Raw genomic sequence first — 20,985 nt, forward strand, 5'->3', positions numbered from 1 at the left:
TCCGCACGGCAGAGGTCCTGTACACCGCGGGTGTACAGGACCTCTTTCATGTCCTCGGCTGTATGTCCTCGACCGGCACGGTCGGTTCCGCCTGCCCCGGCCCAGTGCCGTGAGGGCCTAGAGTGGCCGGACCCTGTTCGAGCGACCTGAGGACCGATGTGCGACGCCGACTTGCTGCTCTCCTGATCGTGCCTGCCCTGGCGCTGACCGCGTCCGCCTGCGGAAGCGACGACGACAAGGGCGACAAGGACAAGGCCGACCCGTCGGCGTCGTCCTCCGCCTCCTCCGCGGGCGCACCGAAGCCGGTGGACTCGGCGTCGCCGATGCCCGAGGTCAAGGGCGCCTTCGGCAAGAAGGCGACGATCGAGGTGCCCAAGGGTGACCCGAGCGACAAGTTCGTCGTGCACGCGGTCTCCGAGGGCGACGGCGCGGTGGTGAAGAAGGACGATCTGGTGTCGATGAACTTCACCGGCAAGGTCTGGAAGAGCGGCAAGGACCTCGGCTCCACCTACCAGGAGGGCGGGGCCCCGCAGTTGGTCACGGCCGGTTCCGACACGGTCATCCCGGCGTTCTCCAAGGCGCTCGTGGGGCAGAAGGAGGGCAGCCGCGTCCTGGTTGTCGCTCCGCCGGCCGCCGGCTTCGGCAGCCAGGGCAACCAACAGGCCGGAGTCTCGGGCACCGACACCCTGGTCTTCGCGCTCGACGTGGGCGACGTCGTCCCGAAGAAGGTCGAGGGCAAGCAGGCCGCCATCCCGTCGGACCTGCCGCAGATCAAGGCCGACGACGAGGCGCCCGCCACGATCTCCGTCCCGAAGAACGACCCGCCGGCCAAGCTGGTCGACCAGGTCCTCATCCAGGGCAAGGGCGCCGAGGTGAAGAGCGGCCAGTCGGTCACCATGCAGTACAGCGGCGCCGCCTGGGAGATCAACAAGGGCAAGGAGAAGGCCACTCTCTTCGACTCGTCCTGGAAGAGCGGCCAGCCCTTCAGCACCGTCATCGGTCAGGGCCAGGTCATCCCCGGCTGGGACAAGGGGATCGTCGGCAAGCACGTCGGGGACCGGGTCCTGCTGGTGATTCCGGCCGCCCAGGCGTACGGCGACGAGGCCAAGGGCAAGGAGTTGCCCGCCAAGTCCACCCTCGTGTTCGTGGTCGACATTCTGGCCACGAGCTGAGAGTGACAGACTGTCCGGGTTGCCCCACCGAGAACAAGCAGGAGCCAGAAACGTGAGCATCGAGAAGCCCGAGATCGACTTCCCGGGCGGCGAGCCCCCGGCGGACCTCGAGATCAAGGACATCTGGGAGGGCGACGGCCCGGTTGCCAAGGCGGGCGACACCGTCTCCGTCCACTACGTGGGCGTGGCCTTCTCCTCCGGCGAGGAGTTCGACGCGTCCTGGAACCGCGGTACGCCGCTCCAGTTCCAGCTGGGCGTCGGCCAGGTCATCGCGGGCTGGGACCAGGGCGTACAGGGCATGAAGGTCGGCGGACGCCGTCAGCTGATCATCCCCTCGCACCTCGCCTACGGCGAGCGTGGCGCCGGTGGCGGCCGTATCGCGCCCGGCGAGGCGCTGATCTTCGTCTGCGACCTGGTCGGCGTCTGAGCCTTCGCGGAGGGCCGGCCGGGGGACACCCACGGTCCGGTCACCACGAGAGCCGAGTACGACCCGATCACCACGAGGGCCGGAGCACGGCCCGGTGATCACGAAGGTCTGATGACGGTCCGATCTTCGTACGCCGTGTGATCACGGTCCGACCGGACCCGATCACTTGGGGCCCATGCCAGTCCGGGCATGGGCCCTCGGCTTTGCCGCGACACCCCGGGGCGGTACGGTCATCGGTCGGAAGCACCATAGGGAAGGGCATCGATGGCCATTGCCAAGGCAGAGCGGCTGATGAACCTGGCGCTGTGTCTGCTCGGGACCCGGCGGCCGCTCAGCAAGCGCGAGCTCCGCGAGTCCATCGAGGCCTATCTGGAAGCGAGCTCGGACGACTCCTTCAACCGGATGTTCGAGCGCGACAAGGACGATCTGCGCGAACTCGGCCTGGTCATCGAGACGGTGGAGAACCTCGACGGCGAAGTCGGCTATCTGGCCCGCCGCGACAGCAACCGGCTGCCTCCCATCACTCTCGACGCCGAAGAGGCCGCGGCCCTCGGCCTCGCAGCCAAGGTCTGGCAGCAGGCCCGCCTCGCGGGCGCGGCGAGCGGCGCCCTGCAGAAACTCCGCGCCGCGGGCCTCCCCGAGGACGTCGATCCGTACGAGGCCCACGGCGCCCTTGAACCCCGCATCCCCGTGCACGAGGCCGCCTTCGAACCCCTGATGCTCGCCTGCCGCGACCGGCGGCCCGTCGCCTTCGACTACCGCAAGGCCACCGCGGCCCGGCCCGAGCCACGCCTCGTCGAGCCGTGGGCCCTGGAGTGCTGGCGCGGCCACTGGTACCTGGCCGGCTGGGACCGCGACCGGAGCGCCGAGCGGGTCTTCCGGCTGTCCAGGATCACCGGCAAGGTCCGTACACGCGGCGGAAAGTACACGGCCCAGGTACCCGACGTCGTCACCGTGCGTGAGACCGTCGCGAGCTGGGCGGGGGACATCGCCGACCGTTCCGCGCTGATCCGGCTGCGCTCGGGCTCGGGCTACCCGCTGCGCGCCAAGGCCGCCTCGGTACGGGAACTCGGTGACGGGTGGGACGAGTTGGAGATTCCGTACGGGCACGGTCTGGATGCCTGGCTCGTCGAGTTCGGGCCCGACGTGGTCGTCCTGGAACCCGCCGAGCTGCGGGCCGACGTCGTCGACCGGCTGCGCGCCGTGGCCAAGGGCTGAGGGGGAACGTAAGAAAGTGGCAGGAAAACCGGCCAAGCCCACGAACGCGCTCGACCAGACCCGGCGGATGCTCTCCCTGGTGACCTATCTGCGGGAGCGGCCCGGCGCTCGGGTCGAGGACGTCGCGCGGGCCTTCGGGATCACCGAGGACGAGCTGATCTCCGACCTCGACGTGCTGCCGCTGTGCGGGACCAGCTTCCGCGGGGGCGATCTGCTCGACATCGACACCGACGGCGACCGGATCTGGTGGCACAACCCGGACGATGTCGCCGAGCCGCTGCGGATCGCCGCCGACGAGGCGACCGCGCTGCTGGTGGCCGCGCGGGCCGTGTCGACCCTGCCCGGACTGCGTGAGGGCGACCGGCAGGCGCTGCTGCGGGCCACCGCGAAGGTGGAGGCCGCCTCGGGCGAGGCGGCGGGGGCCAGTGCCCGGCTGTCGGTCACCTTCGAGTCCGAGGGCGGTGTCTTCGCCGACGTCGACCGGGCGATCTCCGAGCGGCGCAGGCTGTGGATCCGCTACTACTCGCCCTCGCGGGACGAACTCACCGAGCGGGAGATCGACCCGATCCGCCTGGTCAGCGTCGGGCACACATACGTGGAGGCGTGGTGCCGCCGCTCCGAGGCGCGGCGCACCTTCCGGCTCGACCGGGTCGCCGAGATCAAGATCCTCGACGAGGCCTCCGCGCCGCCCGAGGTCGAGCTGCGGGACCTCTCCGAGGGGCTGGTGCAGCCGGCCGCCGAGGATCCCGAGGTGGTCGTGGAGGTCGGCCCCGGCGGGCGCTGGGTCGCCGAGTACTACCCGCACGACAGCGCCGAGGAGCTCCCCGACGGCGGCCTGCGCATCACCCTGCGCGCCCCCGACCCGGCGTCGCTGCGCCGTCTCGCGCTGCGGCTCGGCAGGGAGGGCCGGATCGTGTCACCGGTGGAGGTCGCGGACAGCGCCCGGCTGGCGGCCCGTGAGGCCCTCGCGGCGTACGACGGACCGCAGGGGGCTCACGACGCCGGGGACCGGCCGCAGGGCGTTCCCGGTGCGCCTCGCGAGGGTGGCCCGGCTGCTCCGCTCGACGGCGGCGGGGGAGCGCAGCGCCCGGACGACGGGCCGCACGGAGTTCATGACGGGCTGTACGGCAGGCAGGAGCAAGGGCTTTGAGCGGGTCGGCGATGTCTGGTATCAGTGAAATGTCCGTGGCGTCCGCCTTCTCGGGGATGACCAGGGTGGATCCCGTGGTGTTCAAGGCCGCGTGCCCCGACTGCAGGGCCGGCTTCGAACTCTCCGCGAACGCTCTGCGCCTGGTCATCGGCGCCACACATCGGACCACTTTCTACTCCTTCACCTGCCCGGAGTGCGCTGCGGCGGTACGCAAGCCGGCCGGGGAGCGCATCGTCGAACTCCTCACCGGCGGAGGGGTCCGGGCCCTGCGGCTCCACGCGACGGTCCAGGGGGCTTAGGGTCGAGCCATGTTCTGGCCGATGTTCGCGATCGCTGTGGGTTTCCTGGGAATCTCCGTCCTCGGCGTGCTCGCCGTCCGTGTCTTCCTGGAGGCGGAGCGTCTGGGCAGGCAGGTCACCGAGTCCGCACGCAGGATCAGCCGCGCGGCCGAGGACCTGGAGCACGCCTCAGCCGGTGCGGCCCGCGCCGCGGACGCCCTCTGAGCCTTCCTGTCCGTGCGCTTTGAGTCACTCCGACCTGTCTGGTCGGCGGGATCGGCAGGTACGCTGCTGGTCGCGGCCCGGAGAGCGAGGCGCGGACCGCGAACTGGGAGTACGCACAGGGATTGCCCCGCGTTTACCCCTGAGCGTTACGATCGCTGCCAGCACGACTGTCGGACAGACGTCCGACCGGTCGGGCAGCAACCCAACCACGCCGCCTCGGTGAGAAGGTAAAAGCTTATGTTCGGAAGGCTCGGCGCTCCCGAGATCATTCTCATCCTCGTCGTCATCATCCTGCTGTTCGGCGCGAAGAAGCTTCCGGACATGGCCCGCTCGCTGGGCAAGTCCGCCCGCATTCTCAAGAGCGAGGCCAAGGCGATGAAGACCGAGGGCAAGGACGACAGCGCCACCCCGGCAGCCCCGCCGCAGGACGACCAGTCCCAGGTCCAGCGCACCATCCAGGCCGCACCCGGTGACGTGACCAGCTCGCGCCCGGTCACCGAGCCGACGGACACGACCAAGCGCTGACGCAGGGCCGGTGACCGCCGGCCCCCTGCACGAGATGGGAACGTGGGTTGCTCAAGTCTGCCCGCAAGAACGAAGAGAAGGATCCGGAGGGGCGGATGCCCCTCGCGGAGCACCTTCGTGAGCTCCGCAACCGGCTCGCGAAGGCGATGCTGGCCATCGTCCTCGTCACGGTCGTCGCCGCCTTCTTCTACAACGACATCATCAACTTCTTCACCGAGCCGATCCTCGACTCGGTGGGCTGTGCGAAGTCGTTCGAGCAGTTGGCGAGTGAGCCCAAGGACACCACCTGCGCGCAGATCACGATCAATGGTCTGCTCACGCCGTTCACCCTGGCGTTGAAGGTGTCCCTGATGGCGGGCGTCGTCTTCGCCTCGCCGATCTGGCTCTACCAGCTCTGGGCGTTCGTTGCGCCCGGCCTGCACAAGAGCGAGAAGAAGTACGCCTACGCGTTTGTCGCGACGGGCGTCCCGCTCTTCCTCGGCGGCGGGTTCTTCGCGTACAAGGTGCTGCCCACCACCGCGAAGGTCCTGATCGAGTTCACGCCGTTCGGTGTCGACAACCTGTTGCCGCTGGACGACCTGCTCGACCTCGTCACGCGCATGGTGATCGTCTTCGGCCTCTCCTTCGAACTGCCGCTGCTCCTGGTGATGCTCAACATGACCGGGATCATCTCCGGCAAGCGCATGGCCGGCTGGTGGCGCGGCATGATCATGGGCATCACCGTGTTCGCCGCCGTCGCCACGCCCAGCACCGACCCGCTGACGATGATGGCGCTCGCCGGGCCGATCTGGATCCTCTACTTCGCAGCCACCGGCTTCTCGCTGCTGAACGACCGCCGCAGGGCCCGTCGCGAGGCCGAGGGACCGGACGACGACGAGGCCTCCGAGCTCGATCTCACGCCCGAGGACATCGGCGAGATCGAGTCCGTGTCGGCGAACCGCGCGCTCCCGGCGCAGGCGGACTCCGAGCACGACCGGATCAACGGCTACGACGACGTGACCTGACGTCGCCGGATGACCCTGCCGGACGACGTTGTAGGGTCCGTGGCCGTGACCAGCGAGATCACCCTCTTCGTCAATCCCACCGCGGGACGCGGCCGGGGCGCCCGCGCGGCGCAGCCGGCCGCTTCCGCGTTGCGGTCGGCAGGCTTCTCCGTACGCACGGTCCTCGGGCAGAACGCCGAGGACGCCCTCACACGCGCGCGTGCCGCCGTCGACGCCGGCACGGGCGCCCTGGTGGCCGTCGGCGGCGACGGCATGGCGAACCTCGCGCTCCAGGCCGTCGCCGGGACCCGTACACCGCTCGGCCTGGTCGCCGTGGGCACCGGGAACGACTTCGCGCGGGCCCTCGGACTGCCGGTGCGCGACCCCGCCGCCGCGGGACGGGTGGTCGCCGAGGCGCTCAAGGGGGCGCGGCTGCGGGACATCGACCTGGGGCGCGTCGACGGCACCTGGTTCGGCACCGTCCTCGCCGCCGGCTTCGACTCTCGGGTCAACGACCGCGGCAACCGCATGAGATGGCCCACCGGCCGCTTCAAGTACGACCTCGCGATGCTCGCCGAACTCGCCTCCTTCAGGCCCTTCCCGTTCCGGATCACCCTGGACGGCGGTGAGGTCCGGGAGATCGAGGCGACGCTGGTGGCCGTCGGCAACGGGTCCTCGTACGGGGGCGGGATGAAGATCTGCGCGGGCGCGGATCTCACGGACGGGCTCTTCGACGTCACCGTGGTCGGGGACTGCAGCCGCAGATCGCTGCTCCGGGTCTTTCCGCAGGTCTACAAGGGAACGCATCTCGGCCATCCCAAGATCACCGTGCACCGCGTCGCGAAGATCGAGCTGGCTGCCGAAGGGATCACCGGATACGCCGACGGGGAGCCGCTCGGGCCGCTGCCGCTGACCGCGGAATGCATACGGGGCGCGGTGCGGGTCGCGGGCCCCTGAGCAGCGGTGTGCGGTCCCGGGGCGGGACGTCCTGTGCTGGTAGGACGCCGGATCCACAGGCTCCGATCGGATAATGATCGTCCTGTTGTCAGTGGTGGCCGGTAGTCTCGAATGCACGATGACAGAGGATCTCTCACCGGCCGAGCGGTACGCGGCAGCCCGTAAGCGTGCTGTCGAGCAGGCCACCGCACTCGCGGGCTTCCGCGAGATGTACGACTTCGGCCTCGACCCCTTCCAGATCGAGGCCTGTCAGGCCCTCGAATCGGGCAAGGGTGTTCTCGTGGCCGCGCCCACCGGCTCGGGCAAGACGATCGTCGGCGAGTTCGCCGTCCATCTCGCCCTCCAGCAGGGCAAGAAATGCTTCTACACCACGCCCATCAAGGCACTGTCGAACCAGAAGTACGCCGACCTGAGCCGTCGTTACGACGCGGACAAGGTCGGCCTGCTCACCGGAGACAACAGCGTCAACTCCGAGGCGCCGGTGGTCGTGATGACCACCGAGGTCCTCCGGAACATGCTGTACGCGGGCTCGCAGACCCTCCTCGGCCTCGGTTACGTGGTCATGGACGAGGTGCACTACCTCTCGGACCGCTTCCGCGGTGCCGTCTGGGAGGAAGTGATCATCCACCTCCCCGAGTCGGTGACCCTGGTGTCACTGTCGGCGACCGTGTCGAACGCCGAGGAGTTCGGCGACTGGCTCGACACCGTCCGCGGCGACACCGAGGTGATCGTCTCCGAGCACCGGCCCGTGCCGCTGTTCCAGCACGTGCTCGCCGGGCGCCGGATGTACGACCTCTTCGAGGAGGGCGAGGGCCACAAGAAGGCCGTCAACCCCGACCTCACGCGCCTGGCGCGCATGGAGGCCAGCCGTCCGTCGTACCAGGACCGCAAGCGGGGCCGCGCCATGCGCGACGCCGACCGGGAGCGCGAGCGGCGTCAGCGGTCCCGGGTGTGGACGCCGGGGCGGCCCGAGGTCATCGAGCGGCTCGACTCCGAGGGGCTGCTGCCCGCCATCACGTTCATCTTCAGCCGCGCCGCCTGTGAGGCAGCCGTCCAGCAGTGCATGTACGCGGGGCTGCGGCTGAACGACGAGGAGGCCCGCGAGAAGGTCCGCGCCCTCGTCGAGGAGCGCACGGCCTCCATCCCGAACGAGGACCTCCACGTCCTCGGCTACTACGAGTGGCTGGAAGGCCTGGAGCGCGGTATCGCGGCCCACCACGCGGGCATGCTGCCGACGTTCAAGGAAGTCGTCGAGGAACTCTTCGTACGCGGCCTGGTGAAGGCCGTGTTCGCCACCGAGACCCTCGCGCTCGGCATCAACATGCCCGCCCGCTCGGTGGTGTTGGAGAAGCTCGTCAAGTGGAACGGCGAGCAGCACGCCGACATCACCCCCGGCGAGTACACCCAGCTCACCGGCCGGGCCGGCCGCCGCGGCATCGATGTCGAGGGCCACGCCGTCGTGTTGTGGCAGCGCGGTATCAACCCCGACCATCTCGCGGGACTCGCCGGCACGCGCACGTACCCGCTGCGCTCCAGCTTCAAGCCGTCGTACAACATGGCGGTGAACCTCGTCGAGCAGTTCGGGCGGCACCGCTCGCGCGAGCTGCTGGAGACGTCCTTCGCGCAGTTCCAGGCCGACAAGTCGGTCGTCGGGATCTCCCGCCAGGTGCAGCGCAACGAAGAGGGCCTCGAGGGCTACAAGGAGTCCATGACCTGCCACCTCGGGGACTTCGACGAGTACGCGCGACTGCGCCGCGAACTCAAGGACCGCGAGACCGAGCTGGCCAAGCAGGGCGTGTCGCAGCGGCGGGCCGAGGCGGCCGTCTCCCTGGAGAAGCTCAAGCCGGGTGACGTCATCCACGTCCCGACCGGCAAGTTCGCGGGACTCGCACTCGTCCTCGACCCGGGGCTGCCCGCCGGGCGGTCCAACGGACACCGGGGCTTCGAGCACCACGACGGGCCGCGCCCCCTCGTGCTCACCGCCGAGCGCCAGGTCAAGCGGCTCAACACGACCGACTTCCCGGTGCCCGTCGAGGCGCTGGAGCGGATGCGCATCCCGAAGTCGTTCAACGCGCGCTCGCCGCAGTCGCGCCGCGACCTCGCCTCGGCGCTGCGCACCAAGGCCGGACACATCGTGCCGGAGCGGCACCGCAAGCGCCGCGCCGAGGCCGCCGACGACCGAGAGATCGCCCGGCTGCGCACGGCGATCCGGGCCCATCCCTGCCATGGATGCACCGACCGCGAGGACCACGCCCGCTGGGCCGAGCGCTACCACCGGCTGCGGCGCGACACCGCCCAGCTGGAGAACCGCATCGAGGGCCGGACGAACACCATCGCCCGCACCTTCGACCGCATCGTGGCGCTCCTGACCGAGCTGGACTATCTGCGCGGCGACGAGGTCACCGAGCACGGCAAGCGGCTCGCCCGGCTGTACGGCGAGATGGACCTGCTCTCCAGCGAATGCCTGCGCGAAGGCGTCTGGGAGGGCCTCGGACCGGCCGAACTGGCCGCGTGCGTCTCGGCGCTGGTCTACGAGTCCAGGGTCGGCGACGACGCGATGGCGCCGAAGCTGCCGTCGGGCAAGGCGAAGGCCGCGCTCGGCGAGATGGTCCGCATCTGGGGCCGGCTCGACGCCCTGGAGGAGGACTTCCGCATCACGCAGACCGAGGGCGTCGGCCAGCGCGAGCCCGACCTGGGCTTCGCCTGGGCCGCGTACGAATGGGCGTCGGGCAAGGGCCTCGACGAGGTGCTGCGCGAGGCGGAGATGCCCGCCGGTGACTTCGTCCGCTGGTGCAAGCAGGTCATCGACGTACTGGGACAGATCTCCGCGGCGGCACCGGTCTCGTCCGGGGCGAGCCCGACGGTGGCGAAGAACGCGCGCAAGGCCGTTGACCAGTTGCTGCGGGGAGTGGTGGCGTACTCGTCGGTGGGGTGAGCGGGTGACGGTCGTTCTCGCGAGGACGACCGTCCGGCGAGGGGCTGGAGGGGCGGCTGGGCCGACAGCAGGGGCGTCTCACTCGTCGCGGGAGTTCAGGTACGCGCGCCAGCCGCCGTACGCCGTGATGTCCCGTGCGCCGTCCAGGGCGCCCGGCTCGCACAGGAAGCCGGGTGCGTCGTCGCCGTCGGCCAGTTCGACCCGGCCCAGGGCCATCGGCCGGGGGAGTGCGGCGAGAAGGCGGCCGAGTCCCTCTGCGGGCAGCCGCCACACCTCGGCCTCGATCGCGGCACCACCCTCGCCCACGTGCACGAGACCCGGCTTGGGGGGTTCGGTGGACAGGGCGTGCAGCCGGTAGACGGGGGCGGTCCTGGTCGTACGGTCCAACTGGGCGCCCAGGGAGAGGAGCTGGCTGTTCAGCGGCTGGCCCGAAAGGTGTGCGCCGACCACTGCGATCCGGGCGGTCGGGGCTTCCAGCGTGCGGGCGATCCGGGCCAGGCGTTCGTCGGTGAAGGCCGGGCCGATCAGCATCACGCCGAACGGGAGGCCCGCCACCTCGCCCGCCGGGACGGCCACGGCCGCCAGGTCGAAGAGGTTCGTGGAGTTGGTGAAGCGGCCGAGCCGGGCGTTGGAGCCGAGCGGGTCGGCGGCGACCTCGGCGAGCGTGGGGTGGCCGGGAGCAGTCGGGAGGAGCAGGGCGTCCGCGTCGCCGAGTTCCGCCAGGGCGCGGGTGCGCAGCGCCGCCAGACGGTCCTGGTCGGCGAAGAGCTGGTGCGCCGGGATGTCGCGGGCGCGGGTGATGATGCCGGCGACCGTCGGGTCCAGGCCCGCGCCACCCTCGGAGAGCAACTTGTCGACAAAGCTCCCCACCGCGGTGTAGCGCTCGGCCACGAAGGCGCCCTCGTAGAGCATGGCCGCGGCTTCGGTGAAGGGGGTGAGGTCGATGGTGCGCAACTCGGCTCCCGCCGCGCCGAGTCGGGCCGCGGCATCCTCGTACGCCTCCGCCCAGCCCTCGTCCAGCTCGCCGAGTTGCTCGCGGGGTGGGACGGCGATGCGCCAGGGGCCCGGGGCGCGCTGGGGGAGTGCGGGGAGGTCGCGCGCGGATGGGGAGCCCATGTGGGCGAGGGCCTGTTCCGCCTCCTGGAGGGTGCGGGCGAAGACCGTCACGCAGTCGAGGGTGGCACAGGCCGGGACCACGCCGTCGGTGGGGACGAGGCCTCGGGTCGGCTTGAGGCCGACGATGCCGTTGAAGGCCGCGGGGACGCGGCCACTGCCCGCGGTGTCCGTGCCCAGGGCCAGGTCCACGATGCCGAGGGCCACCGCTACCGCGCTGCCCGAGCTGGAGCCGCCGCTGATTCTCTCGGGGGCGATGGCGTTACGGACGGGGCCGTGCGGGGAGCGGGTGCCGACCAGGCCCGTGGCGAACTGGTCCAGGTTGGTGGTGCCCAGGGCGATCGCGCCTGCCGCGCGGAGGCGGGCTACGACCGGGGCGTCCGCCTCCGGGTGGTACGCGTAGGCCGGGCAGCCGACGGTGGTGGGGAGGCCTGCCACGTCGATGTTGCCCTTCGCGGCGAAGAGCTTGCCCGCGAGGGGGAGGTGTTCGCCTGCGGCGAGGCGGGTGTCGACGGCCCGGGCTTCCTCCTCGACCTCTGCCTGGGGGCGTAGGTCGATCCAGATCTCGGGGCGGGCTGTGGCCTCGATGCGGGCGTAGGCCATGCGGACGCGGGCCACTGCGTGGGGTTGGGTCTGGGGCGACATCTCTGCTCCTTGCTGGGGGTTTCGTCGTCGGCTGCGGGCCGGTGGTCGTCTGTGCCCACCCGTTCCGCCCTGCGGAACGCCTGCCCACGGACGGCCAGGCAGACGGGCGGGTCGGGCGCCTGCCCGCAGGCGCACGGCACGGCGCGGCACGAGGGCTCAGGACGGTGGGGGCCCCACCACGGCCAGTGCCGTGCCCGCCTCCACCTGGGCGCCCGGTTTGGTGAGGAGTTCCAGGACCACGCCGTCCATGGGGGAGGGGACTCGGGACTCCATCTTCATGGCCTCCAGGGCCAGCAGGGGCTGGCCCTGGGCGACCGTGTCGCCAGGCTTGACGTTGAGCTGCCATACGGAGGCGGCGAATTCGGCTTCCACCAGGCGGGCGCCCGGAGGCACCGTCACCTGTACGGGGGCCGCCACCGGAGCCGACACCGCCTCCGCACGGGTGAACTCACCCGCCGCCTCCCAGGCGTCGCGCTCCGCGGAGAAGGCCGTGCCCTGCCGGGTGCGGAACGCCTCGATCGCGTCGGCGTTCTCGGCGAGGAAGGCCTCGTACGAGGCGAGGGAGAACGTGCCCTCCTCGATCCTCGGGACGAAGCGGCCCGAGGTGATGTCGGAGCGCAGGTCCAGCAGTTCGTCCGCGTCCACCGGGTACCACTTGATCCGGTCGAAGAAGCGCAGCAGCCAGGGCGAGCCCGGCTCGAACGCGCCCCGCTGCTGCCACCCGGACCACACCTGCGTCGTACGGCCGACGAACTGGTAGCCGCCGGGCCCCTCCATCCCGTAGATGCACAGGTACGCCCCGCCGATGCCCACCGAGTTCTCGGCCGTCCAGGTGCGCGCAGGGTTGTACTTCGTGGTGACGAGCCGGTGCCGGGGGTCGAGCGGCGTCGCCACCGGCGCCCCCAGATAGACGTCGCCGAGGCCCAGGACCAGGTACTCGGCGTCGAAGACCGTCCGGTACACGTCCTCGACCGAGTCGAGACCGTTGACGCGGCGGATGAACTCGATGTTCCACGGGCACCAGGGGGCGTCGTCACGCACGCCCGCCATATAGCGGGCGATGGCCTCGCGGGTCGCCGGATCGTCCCAGGAGAGCGGGAGGTGCACGGTGCGGGACGGCACGACGAGCTGGTCGGCGGTCGGGAGCGAGGTGACGGTCTCCCTTACCAGGGCCAGGAGTTCGGGCTGCGGGAGCTCGTCCGGGTCCGTCTGGATCTGGAGCGAACGGATGCCGGGCGTGATGTCCGTGATCCCGGGCAGCCCGGCCGCCGACACCGCCTCCATCAGCGCGTGCACCCGCATCCTCAGCGCCAGGTCGAGCTGCATGGGCCCGAATTCCACGAGCAGGTTGTCGTCACCGCTGCGCCGGTACGTCACGTCGGCGTCCCGGGCCAGTACGCCGCCGTCGGCGATCTCCGCACGGTCGGCGACCGGCGCGGCAGCCGGGGTGCGCCGCAGCCGCCCGGCCTCGGGCACCGTCACCGGAACGAAGCGCACCGTGTCCCCGGGCCGCAGCTGCCCCAGCTTCCACCGCTGTCCCTTCGCGATGGTCGCCGGGCAGACGAATCCGCCCAGCGAGGGCCCGTCGGGGCCGAGCAGCACCGGCATGTCACCCGTGTAGTCGACCGCGCCGACCGAGTAGGGCGTGTCATGGATGTTGGAGGGATGCAGACCCGCCTCGCCGCCGTCGGTGCGCGCCCAGCGGGGCTTGGGCCCGACCAGTCGTACCCCCGTTCGCGCCGAGTTGAAGTGCACCTTCCACTCGGCCGCGTAGAAGTCGCGGATGTCCTCCTCGGTGAAGAACTCCGGTGCGGCATGCGGCCCTTCGAGCGCGCCGACCCGCCACTCGGAACCGAACACCGGCCGCTCGGCGCCAGGAACCGGCTCACCGGACGAGCGCACGTCGGCGCCCCCGTGCAGCACATCGCCCGTCCGCAGCGTCCGTCCGCCGTGCCCGCCGAAGCGGCCCAGCGTGAACGTCGAGGCGCTGCCCAGGAAGGCCGGCACGTCCAGGCCGCCACCGGCGAGGAGTATGTATGTCCGCAGCCCGTGCTCCGAGGGTGCGCCCACCTCCAGCACACCGTCGGCGGGCACCGTCACCGGTTCCCACTGGGGGACGGCCGTCCCGTCGACCGTCACCGGCGCCGGAGCACCCGTGACACACACGGTCGTCGGATGAGTGAACCTCAACGCCGGTCCCTGGAGGGTGCATTCGAGCCCGGGAGCACCCTCGACGTTGCCGAGTGCCCGGTTGCCGAGCCGGAACGACAGGTCGTCCATCGGCCCGCACGGCGGCACGCCCACCTGCCAGTAGCCGGTCCGCCCCGGCCAGTCCTGGACCGTCGTCAGCGTCCCGCCGGAGACGACCTCGATCCGCGGCGTCGGATCGCTCACCGCGGCGAGGGTGGCCGTGGAATGCGCGGCCGCCCGGAACGCCGGGTCCGACAGCGCTGCCCGCACCAGGCCGAGGTTCGTCTCGATGCCGTCCACCCGCGTCCTGGCCAGCGCCTCGTCCAGCCGCTCCAGCGCGTGAGCCCGGTCGGAGCCGTACGCGACGACCTTCGCGAGCATCGGGTCGTACGCCGTGGTGACCTCGGTGCCCGTCTCGATCCAGCCGTCCACACGGACGCCCCGCGGAAACTCGACCCGCGTCAACAGGCCCGCGCTGGGCCGGTGTTCGCGCGAGGGGTCCTCGGCGTACACCCGCGCCTCGACGGCGTGACCGCGCGGCGCCCCGGGATCGCGTACGACATCGGAGTCGCCGCGGGCCAGCCGCAGCATCCACGCGACGAGGTCGACCCCGTAGATCTCCTCGGTGACCGGATGTTCCACCTGGAGCCGGGTGTTGACCTCCAGGAAGTACGCCTCCTCGCGGGCCGCGTCGTAGACGAACTCGACCGTGCCGGCGGAGCGGTAGCCGACGCTCGCGCACAAGTCCCGTGCGGAGGTGGCGAGTTGCTCTCGTACGTGCGGAGGCAGTCCGGGGGCCGGGGCCTCCTCCACGACCTTCTGGTTGCGGCGCTGGAGCGAGCAGTCGCGGTCGCCGAAGGTGACGACGCGGCCCTCGCCGTCGCCGAACACCTGCACCTCGACATGGCGGGCGTGCTCGACGAGCCGCTCCAGGAAGACACCGGCCGAGGAGAAGGAGGCCGCTGCGACGCGCTGCACACGCTCCCAGGCGTCACGGAGGTCCTCCGCCGAGCGGCACGCGGACATGCCGATGCCGCCTCCGCCGCCGGTCGCCTTGAGCATCACCGGGTAACCGATGGTCCCGGCCAGGCGCAGGGCCTCCTCGACGTCCGCGAGCAGGCCCGTCCCCGGTGCCAGTGGCACTCCGGCAGCCTCGGCCGCCGCCCGGGCCGTGTGCTTCGCCCCGAACAGCTCCAGCTGCTCCGGCGTGGGCCCCACGAACACGATGTCCGCGTCCTGGCAGCGCCGCGCGAACGCCGCGTCCTCGGACAGGAAGCCGTAACCCGGATGGATCGCCCCGGCACCGGTGTCCTTCGCCGCCCGCAGGACGAGATCCGCGTCGAGATACGACTCCTTGGCGGGCGCGGGCCCGAGGCGTACGGCCTCGTCGGCGAGCCGCACATGGGGTGCCGAGCGGTCCGGGTCGGAGTACACCGCGACCGTGCGCAGGCCCAACTCCCGTGCCGTGCGGATGATCCGGACCGCGATCTCGCCCCGGTTGGCGACGAGGAGCGTGTCGAAGTGGGTCCCTCCGCCGCCGCTCATTCGGGAGCCCCGATCGTCATCTCCACCGCGGTCGGCTCGAAGCCGTTGCAAGGGTTGTTGATCTGGGGGCAGTTGGAGACCAGCACCAGCACGTCGCGCTCGGCGCGCAGGGTCAGCGAGAGACCCGGCGCCGAGATGCCGTCGACGATGCCGAGGGTGCCGTCCTTCTCGACCGGCACGTTCATGTACCAGTTGATGTTGGAGACCAGGTCGCGCTTGCCGAGGCCGTAACGGGCGCCCTCAGCAAGGAAGTTGTCCACGCAGGCGTGCTGGGACCAGGTGTGGTGCCCGTACCGCAGCGTGTTCGACTCCTTGGAGCAGGCGCCGCCGACCGTGTCGTGCCGGCCGACGTCGTCCGCGACGACCGTCATCAGCGGTGTGTGTTCGTTCGACATGAGCACACTGCCCGTGGTCAGGAAGATGTTCCCCTGCGCCTGGATCGTGTCGGGCGCGCTGTAACGCACGGCCGTGTCCCCGGCGTCGTACACGAGGAAGTCGACGGCCTGGTTGCCGTGCAGGTCGGTGATGGTGAGCGTGGCGCCCGCGCGGACGACGGCCGACCAGGCGGCCCGGGCCGCGACGGTGGTCCTCTGGACGGTCTGCTCGCTCATGCGATCCCCCTCGCGGCAAGGAACTCGGCGGTGTTGAGGAAGGCGCGGTGGCCCTCCGGCGTGGCCTCCCACAGCGGATCGCCGGACCGGGTGGCCTCGGCACGCCAGGCCAGTACCTCCAGCGGCGTGCTCGTGTAGGCCTCGCGGGGGTCGGCCGGGTGGGGCACATTGGCCAGCAGCACCGTGACGTCCTGCTCGGTGCGCAGCGTCACGCCCGCTCCGGGACCGGCCGAACCGGTGAAGTCCAGGGAGCCGTCCTCGCGTACCTCCACGCCCTGGAAGAAGGACAGGGACGGCGGCAGATCGCGCGGCGCCAGCCCGTTCTTGGCCGCCGCCAGCTTGAACAGCTCACGCCCGGCGGGCGATTCGGACTGCGGCGTCCCGTCCCCGTACCGCTCCGCGTTCCGTACGAGACCGGAGGTGCCGCACAGCGCGTCGTGCCGCCCGGAGGTGTCGGCGATCACCGAGGCGAGGACGCGGCCCTGGTCGGAGAGGAGCAACTGGCCCTCGCCGAGGTAGGCGTTCCACTGCACCTTCACCGTGTCGGCCACGTTCAGGCGCTCCCACGGCCGGTCGGCGGCGAAGAGGAGCAGATGGGCGCAGGCGTCGCCCTTGAGGTCGGTCAGCCGCAGCTCCGTGCCGCGCGCCAGCACCTTGTGCGTGTAGTTGCCGCCCGCCACCGTCTCCGCCCACACGAGGTGGCCCGCCTCGCACGGCGGCGCGGGCCAGGCACTCGCCGGGACGACGGGCATGGCATCGGCTCGGGTGCCCTCCTGGGCGCGGGCGTGCGCGCGGGCTCCGTAAGTGGTCGCTGTCGCCATCGCGGGACCTCCGGCTCGGCAGTGGTCGGTCATGGGTGCGGTCGAGCGGGTGCTCGTATTTCTGTCGCCCGACAGAAATTAGGAGCCGGTCGGGTCACCGCCATTGCTCGCGCGTTGCGGCCCCGTTACCGATCCCTCACCGAGATCGCCTGGTGGGGCGGTGTGCGAGGATCGAACGCATGGGTTCCAGTGGACGACGAGTGGGCAGGCCGCGGGCCGAGCAGCGGCCGGACAGCGGCCTCTCGCCGCGCGACGAACTGCTCGCCGCCGCCGCGGAGCTGTTCACGACGCGGGGGTACGCGGCCACCACCACCCGGGCCGTCGCCGAGCGGGCGGGCATGCGCCAGGCGTCCATGTACCACTACGTGTCCGGCAAGGAGGAACTTCTCGCCGCGCTCCTGGAGTCCACCGTCACGCCCTCGCTGACCTTCGCCCGGCAGCTTCTCGCCGAGGACGACACCGCCGCCGAGGACCGGCTCTGGGATCTGTGCCGCACGGACGTCGAGCTGCTCTGCGGCGGCTCGCACAACCTCGGCGGGCTCTATCTGCTGCCCGAGGTCCACTCGGAGCGGTTCGCCGGCTTCCATGCCGTACGGGCCGAACTCAAGGACGCCTACCGGCAGTTGCTCGCAGCGACCGAGGCGGGCGGTGCGCTCGCCAAGAACGAGCTCGACCTTCGGACCGATCTGCTCTTCGGACTCATCGAAGGGGTGATCCTCGTACACCGCTCCGATCCCGATCGGCCCGTCTCGGCCTTCGCCGAAGCCACCGCGGACGCGGCCCTGCGCATCGCCGGAATCTGACCCGGAAGCCGGGCCGCAGAGGCTGTCTCACCCCTTCTGATGAGGGGTTTTCGTATGCCCGTACGCCGTCACGGACCGTGTTCGAATGGAGGCGCTGCGTGTAAATGAAGCAGAGCGTACTCCTGTCGCGAGGGCGATTTCAGGTGCTTGCTGAATATGACACAGCGATGATCCGGTCGGACTAAGCTCGCCCGCAGCGCACCGAGTTGAGGTGTATTCGTGCGCTTGTTCCCCAATGTTCTGAAGATCCAGTTACCTCCCCGACCTCCAGTCGACCTGTCTCAGAGGGCATACATGGTGAGTGTTCAATCGCCTCCCGGTGGCCGAGAAGTTCCCTACGCGCGCGCGTTGTTGCTGCCTGCCATAGCGATGGCCGCGGCGACCGGGGCCGCCGTCGCCTTGCTGGCGGGCCCTGCCCGGACCGCCGTCGGCTGGTGCGGCGCCATCGCGACGGTGCTCGTGACCGCGACAGCCGCCGAGGTGGTCCGCCGCGGCCGTGCCGTCCGCGCGGCGCGAGCCGAGCTCGCCCACCGGACCCAAGTCATGGAACGGCGCGTCGCCCTGCACGACGCCGAGATCGACCACCTCCGCGAGGAACTGCTGCCCGCGGCGCTGGACCAGATGCGCTCGGGCTCGTCGCCCCAGGACACCGTCCGGGTGATGGTCGACGAGGACCCCGCCCAGCGGAACATCCCCAAGTCCCAGCGGGCGCTGCTGATCGAACTGCTGCGGATCATCGACCACGAGGAACTGCAGCGCGAGGCCGCGCAGCGCTCCTTCGTCAGCATCGCCCGACGTGTCCAGGCGATCGTCCACCAGCAGAACGTGGAACTGCGCGAGATGGAGGAGGACCACGGGCGCAACCCCGAGGTCTTCGACGACCTCCTGCGCATCGACCACGGCACCGCGCTGATCGGCCGCCTCGCCGACTCGATCGCCGTCCTCGGCGGCGGCCGTCCGGGCCGCCAGTGGCCCAAGCCCGTCCCGCTCTACAGCGTGCTGCGCGGCGCCATGTCCCGGATCCTGGAGTACCGGCGCATCGAGCTGCACTCCATCGCCAAGATCGCCGTCAACGGCATCCACGTCGAGCCGGTCATCCACGCGGCCGCCGAACTCCTCGACAACGCCACCCGCTACTCGCCGCCGCACACCAAGGTGCACGTCACCGCCGTCGAGGTGCAGACCGGCGTCGCCATCGAGATCGAGGACGCGGGCGTCAGCCTCAGCGAGGAGGCCCGCTCACGGGCCGAGGCGATGCTCGCGCGGGCGGCACTCGGCCCGGACCTCAACAACCTGGGCGAGGACCCCCGGCTCGGCCTCGCCGTCGTCGGCCGCCTCATGGACATGTACAAGATGCAGGTCTCCCTGCGGCAGTCCGCGTACGGCGGTGTGCGCGCCGTGCTCGTCGTGCCGCGCAAGCTGCTCACCGAGGAGCCCGCCAACGCCCTCGCCCACGGTATCGGCGCCGCCGCCGTGCCCAAGGTCGACTTCGGCGGTGTGAAGGGCCCCGAGCGCTCGGTCAAGAAGCGCCGGCCCACCACCGGACCCCGTGTCCCCGAGCGGGACGGCATGGAGGACGACGTCCCCGAGGTCACCGAGTGGACGGCCAACGGCCTGCCGCAGCGCCGCAGCCGCGTCAAGGTCCCGTACAGCCAGCGGGTGCTGGAGGCCCGGGCCGCCGCGGCGGAGGCCGAGGCCGCGCGCAAGGAGGGCCGTCCCGTCATCGACTGGACCCGCTCGTCCACCCAGGCGCCCAAGAAGAAGAAGGAAGAGAAGGAACCCGGGCTGTGGGTCGAGGCCTTCATGGCCGGCCTCAAGGGCGGAGACGACGACCAGAAGCAGACACCCGGCGAGACGAACAGTCCGGCCCCCACCGAGGCCGACGACGAGGGGGACCTCAAGTGACCCAACTGCGAGCCAACTTCGACTGGATGCTCAAGGAGCTGTCCGACGGGGTGTACGGCACTCGCCAGGTCGTCGTGCTCTCCGCCGACGGACTGCGCATCGCCCGGTACGGCGGCGACCCCGACGCCGCCGACCGCATCGCCGCGGCCTGTGCCGGACTGCAGAGCCTCGCGGGCGCCGTCGCGACCGAGATCCCCGACACCGACGGCAAGATGCGCATGGTGATCATCGAGATGGAGGGCGGCTACTTCTACATGATGGCCGCCGGCCCCAACGCCTACCTCGCCGTGCTGGCCGAGGCGCATGTGGACGCCGGGCTCATGAGCGCCCGCATGCGCGACCTCGTCGTACGGATCGGTGCTCACCTCACGAGTCCGCCCCGGCGGAACGGGCAGACCGTATGACTCCTCCGCAACGACGACGGCGTTTCCCCAAGGAGGCGCCGAAGGAGAAACCCGCACTCCCGGCCCAAGAGCCGGGAGGACCTGGTGGACAGGGCGGAGAGGGCGGCGAGGGCGAGACCCGCGAACCGGAACGGCTGTACGTCGTCACCGGCCAGGTCGAGGGCGGCGACCGCGCCGAACTCGACCTGGTGACCTTAATCGTGGCGTGCGCCGACGCCCCGCCCGCCGCCCAGCCGGAGCAGTCGGCGCTGCTCCGGCTCTGCCAGGCCCCCATGTCCGTGGCCGAGCTCTCGGCCTATCTCAACCTGCCGTTCAGCGTGGTGACCGTACTGCTGACCGAGCTGCTGGCGGCCGAACTCGTGCAGGCGCGCGCCCCGATCGTCCGCGCGGAGCTGCCCGACCGTTCCCTCCTCGAAGCGGTGATGCATGGACTTCAAAAGCTCTGACACCATTCCCGGACCTCGCACCGAGGACCATCTCCCGCACACGGCCGCGGCCGCGGTGAAGATCGTGATCGTGGGCGGTTTCGGGGTCGGCAAGACGACGATGGTGGGCTCCGTCAGCGAGATCAGGCCGCTGACCACCGAAGAGACCATGACGCAGGCCGGCATCGGTGTCGACGACAACTACGGCTCGGAGACCAAGACGGCCACCACCGTGGCCATGGACTTCGGCCGTATCAGCATCACCGAGCAACTGGTGCTGTACCTGTTCGGCACCCCCGGCCAGGAGCGTTTCTGGTTCCTGTGGAACGGCCTGTTCGAGGGCGCCCTGGGCGCGGTCGTCCTCGTCGACACCCGCCGCCTTGAGGTCAGCTTCGACGTCATCGGACGCCTGGAGGAGCGCGGCGTACCGTTCGTCGTCGCCGTCAACGACTTCCCGGACGCGCCCCGTTACCCCATGGAGGACCTGCGCGCGGCGCTCGACCTCTCCGAGGAGATCCCCATGGTGAAGTGCGACGCGCGTCGCCGGGCATCCAGCCGGGACGTCCTGATGACCCTGATGCGCTTCCTGCACTCGATCGCCATGGCCTCGGCGTAGGCGCTCCGCTGGGGTGCGGTGATGAGACTGCGGGTCG

General features: G+C 70.8%; 19 protein-coding genes. 15 read left to right on the forward strand and 4 right to left on the reverse strand.

Annotation, left to right across the window (positions count from 1 at the left end; all coding sequences use genetic code 11):
* Positions 1-158 precede the first annotated feature (158 nt).
* The 10 genes from OG718_RS42030 (at position 159) to OG718_RS42075 (ending at position 9,870) form a co-directional block, all read left to right on the forward strand.
* Positions 159-1,172 (forward strand): FKBP-type peptidyl-prolyl cis-trans isomerase, encoded by a 1,014-nt coding sequence (locus OG718_RS42030; protein WP_143635634.1) that lies wholly within the window; start codon positions 159-161, stop codon positions 1,170-1,172.
* Positions 1,173-1,224: 52 nt separating this feature from the next.
* Positions 1,225-1,599 carry an FKBP-type peptidyl-prolyl cis-trans isomerase gene (locus OG718_RS42035; protein WP_143635633.1) on the forward strand — a complete coding sequence of 125 codons (375 nt, stop codon included), beginning with the start codon at positions 1,225-1,227 and terminating at the stop codon, positions 1,597-1,599.
* A 264-nt stretch (positions 1,600-1,863) separates the two neighbouring features.
* Complete coding sequence (locus OG718_RS42040) at positions 1,864-2,817, forward strand: helix-turn-helix transcriptional regulator (protein ID WP_143635631.1); 954 nt, start codon at positions 1,864-1,866, stop codon at positions 2,815-2,817.
* A 16-nt stretch (positions 2,818-2,833) separates the two neighbouring features.
* A complete protein-coding gene (locus tag OG718_RS42045; RefSeq protein ID WP_306940907.1) occupies positions 2,834-3,967 on the forward strand; it encodes a helix-turn-helix transcriptional regulator in 1,134 nt (377 codons plus the stop codon).
* An 11-nt stretch (positions 3,968-3,978) separates the two neighbouring features.
* Positions 3,979-4,266 carry a hypothetical protein gene (locus OG718_RS42050; protein ID WP_143635627.1) on the forward strand — a complete coding sequence of 96 codons (288 nt, stop codon included), beginning with the start codon at positions 3,979-3,981 and terminating at the stop codon, positions 4,264-4,266.
* A gap of 9 nt (positions 4,267-4,275) precedes the next feature.
* Positions 4,276-4,470 carry a hypothetical protein gene (locus OG718_RS42055; RefSeq protein ID WP_055615502.1) on the forward strand — a complete coding sequence of 65 codons (195 nt, stop codon included), beginning with the start codon at positions 4,276-4,278 and terminating at the stop codon, positions 4,468-4,470.
* A 237-nt stretch (positions 4,471-4,707) separates the two neighbouring features.
* On the forward strand, positions 4,708-4,995 hold the full coding sequence (gene tatA / locus OG718_RS42060; protein ID WP_143635623.1) for a Sec-independent protein translocase subunit TatA: 288 nt from the start codon (positions 4,708-4,710) through the stop codon (positions 4,993-4,995).
* A gap of 47 nt (positions 4,996-5,042) precedes the next feature.
* Positions 5,043-5,999, forward strand: coding sequence for a twin-arginine translocase subunit TatC (tatC, locus tag OG718_RS42065; RefSeq protein ID WP_143635622.1), 957 nt, complete (start codon positions 5,043-5,045; stop codon positions 5,997-5,999).
* 45 nt (positions 6,000-6,044) lie between these two features.
* Positions 6,045-6,935 (forward strand): diacylglycerol kinase, encoded by an 891-nt coding sequence (locus tag OG718_RS42070; protein ID WP_328846650.1) that lies wholly within the window; start codon positions 6,045-6,047, stop codon positions 6,933-6,935.
* A gap of 73 nt (positions 6,936-7,008) precedes the next feature.
* The gene (locus OG718_RS42075) at positions 7,009-9,870 is read left to right on the forward strand and encodes a DEAD/DEAH box helicase (RefSeq protein WP_328846651.1); all 2,862 of its coding nucleotides are present in this window, start codon (positions 7,009-7,011) and stop codon (positions 9,868-9,870) included.
* Positions 9,871-9,948: 78 nt separating this feature from the next.
* On the opposite strand, the gene atzF is transcribed toward OG718_RS42075, so the two are convergent.
* The 4 genes from atzF to OG718_RS42095 all read right to left on the reverse strand — a co-directional run bounded on the left by atzF (position 9,949) and on the right by OG718_RS42095 (position 16,795).
* Positions 9,949-11,628, reverse strand: a complete 1,680-nt coding sequence (gene atzF, locus OG718_RS42080; RefSeq protein ID WP_328846652.1) for an allophanate hydrolase — start codon at positions 11,626-11,628, stop codon at positions 9,949-9,951.
* A 156-nt stretch (positions 11,629-11,784) separates the two neighbouring features.
* Positions 11,785-15,363, reverse strand: a complete 3,579-nt coding sequence (uca, locus tag OG718_RS42085; RefSeq protein WP_328846653.1) for an urea carboxylase — start codon at positions 15,361-15,363, stop codon at positions 11,785-11,787.
* Entirely contained in the window at positions 15,360-15,974 is a 615-nt protein-coding gene (locus tag OG718_RS42090) for an urea amidolyase associated protein UAAP2 (protein ID WP_143635614.1), read from the reverse strand. Before OG718_RS42090 ends, uca begins: the two co-directional genes overlap by 4 nt.
* Positions 15,971-16,795 carry an urea amidolyase associated protein UAAP1 gene (locus tag OG718_RS42095; RefSeq protein ID WP_328846654.1) on the reverse strand — a complete coding sequence of 275 codons (825 nt, stop codon included), beginning with the start codon at positions 16,793-16,795 and terminating at the stop codon, positions 15,971-15,973. Before OG718_RS42095 ends, OG718_RS42090 begins: the two co-directional genes overlap by 4 nt.
* A gap of 179 nt (positions 16,796-16,974) precedes the next feature.
* Between OG718_RS42095 and OG718_RS42100 the strand changes: the two genes are divergently transcribed.
* The 5 genes from OG718_RS42100 to OG718_RS42120 all read left to right on the forward strand — a co-directional run bounded on the left by OG718_RS42100 (position 16,975) and on the right by OG718_RS42120 (position 20,948).
* Positions 16,975-17,598 carry a TetR/AcrR family transcriptional regulator gene (locus tag OG718_RS42100; RefSeq protein WP_143635610.1) on the forward strand — a complete coding sequence of 208 codons (624 nt, stop codon included), beginning with the start codon at positions 16,975-16,977 and terminating at the stop codon, positions 17,596-17,598.
* A 294-nt stretch (positions 17,599-17,892) separates the two neighbouring features.
* Complete coding sequence (locus OG718_RS42105; protein WP_143635608.1) at positions 17,893-19,503, forward strand: sensor histidine kinase; 1,611 nt, start codon at positions 17,893-17,895, stop codon at positions 19,501-19,503.
* Complete coding sequence (locus OG718_RS42110) at positions 19,500-19,907, forward strand: roadblock/LC7 domain-containing protein (protein ID WP_143635607.1); 408 nt, start codon at positions 19,500-19,502, stop codon at positions 19,905-19,907. The genes OG718_RS42105 and OG718_RS42110 overlap by 4 nt, the downstream gene beginning before the upstream one ends.
* On the forward strand, positions 19,904-20,353 hold the full coding sequence (locus OG718_RS42115; RefSeq protein WP_143635605.1) for a DUF742 domain-containing protein: 450 nt from the start codon (positions 19,904-19,906) through the stop codon (positions 20,351-20,353). The genes OG718_RS42110 and OG718_RS42115 overlap by 4 nt, the downstream gene beginning before the upstream one ends.
* A complete protein-coding gene (locus tag OG718_RS42120; RefSeq protein WP_143635604.1) occupies positions 20,334-20,948 on the forward strand; it encodes a GTP-binding protein in 615 nt (204 codons plus the stop codon). Before OG718_RS42115 ends, OG718_RS42120 begins: the two co-directional genes overlap by 20 nt.
* Positions 20,949-20,985: the final 37 nt, after the last annotated feature.

Origin of the sequence: Streptomyces sp. NBC_00258, assembly GCF_036182465.1 — a bacterium.
Classification (GTDB): Bacteria; Actinomycetota; Actinomycetes; order Streptomycetales; family Streptomycetaceae; genus Streptomyces.

Bases quoted from the DNA above. Each gene is read 5' to 3' on its own strand.
- OG718_RS42100 (WP_143635610.1), top strand. From the start codon at position 16,975: ATGGGTTCCAGTGGACGACGAGTGGGCAGGCCGCGGGCCGAGCAGCGG.
- tatA (WP_143635623.1), top strand. From the start codon at position 4,708: ATGTTCGGAAGGCTCGGCGCTCCCGAGATCATTCTCATCCTCGTCGTC.
- OG718_RS42095 (WP_328846654.1), bottom strand. From the start codon at position 16,795: ATGGCGACAGCGACCACTTACGGAGCCCGCGCGCACGCCCGCGCCCAG.
- OG718_RS42120 (WP_143635604.1), top strand. From the start codon at position 20,334: ATGGACTTCAAAAGCTCTGACACCATTCCCGGACCTCGCACCGAGGAC.
- OG718_RS42055 (WP_055615502.1), top strand. From the start codon at position 4,276: ATGTTCTGGCCGATGTTCGCGATCGCTGTGGGTTTCCTGGGAATCTCC.
- OG718_RS42075 (WP_328846651.1), top strand. From the start codon at position 7,009: ATGATCGTCCTGTTGTCAGTGGTGGCCGGTAGTCTCGAATGCACGATG.
- uca (WP_328846653.1), bottom strand. From the start codon at position 15,363: ATGAGCGGCGGCGGAGGGACCCACTTCGACACGCTCCTCGTCGCCAAC.
- OG718_RS42050 (WP_143635627.1), top strand. From the start codon at position 3,979: ATGTCTGGTATCAGTGAAATGTCCGTGGCGTCCGCCTTCTCGGGGATG.
- atzF (WP_328846652.1), bottom strand. From the start codon at position 11,628: ATGTCGCCCCAGACCCAACCCCACGCAGTGGCCCGCGTCCGCATGGCC.
- OG718_RS42105 (WP_143635608.1), top strand. From the start codon at position 17,893: ATGGTGAGTGTTCAATCGCCTCCCGGTGGCCGAGAAGTTCCCTACGCG.
- OG718_RS42090 (WP_143635614.1), bottom strand. From the start codon at position 15,974: ATGAGCGAGCAGACCGTCCAGAGGACCACCGTCGCGGCCCGGGCCGCC.
- OG718_RS42115 (WP_143635605.1), top strand. From the start codon at position 19,904: ATGACTCCTCCGCAACGACGACGGCGTTTCCCCAAGGAGGCGCCGAAG.
- OG718_RS42040 (WP_143635631.1), top strand. From the start codon at position 1,864: ATGGCCATTGCCAAGGCAGAGCGGCTGATGAACCTGGCGCTGTGTCTG.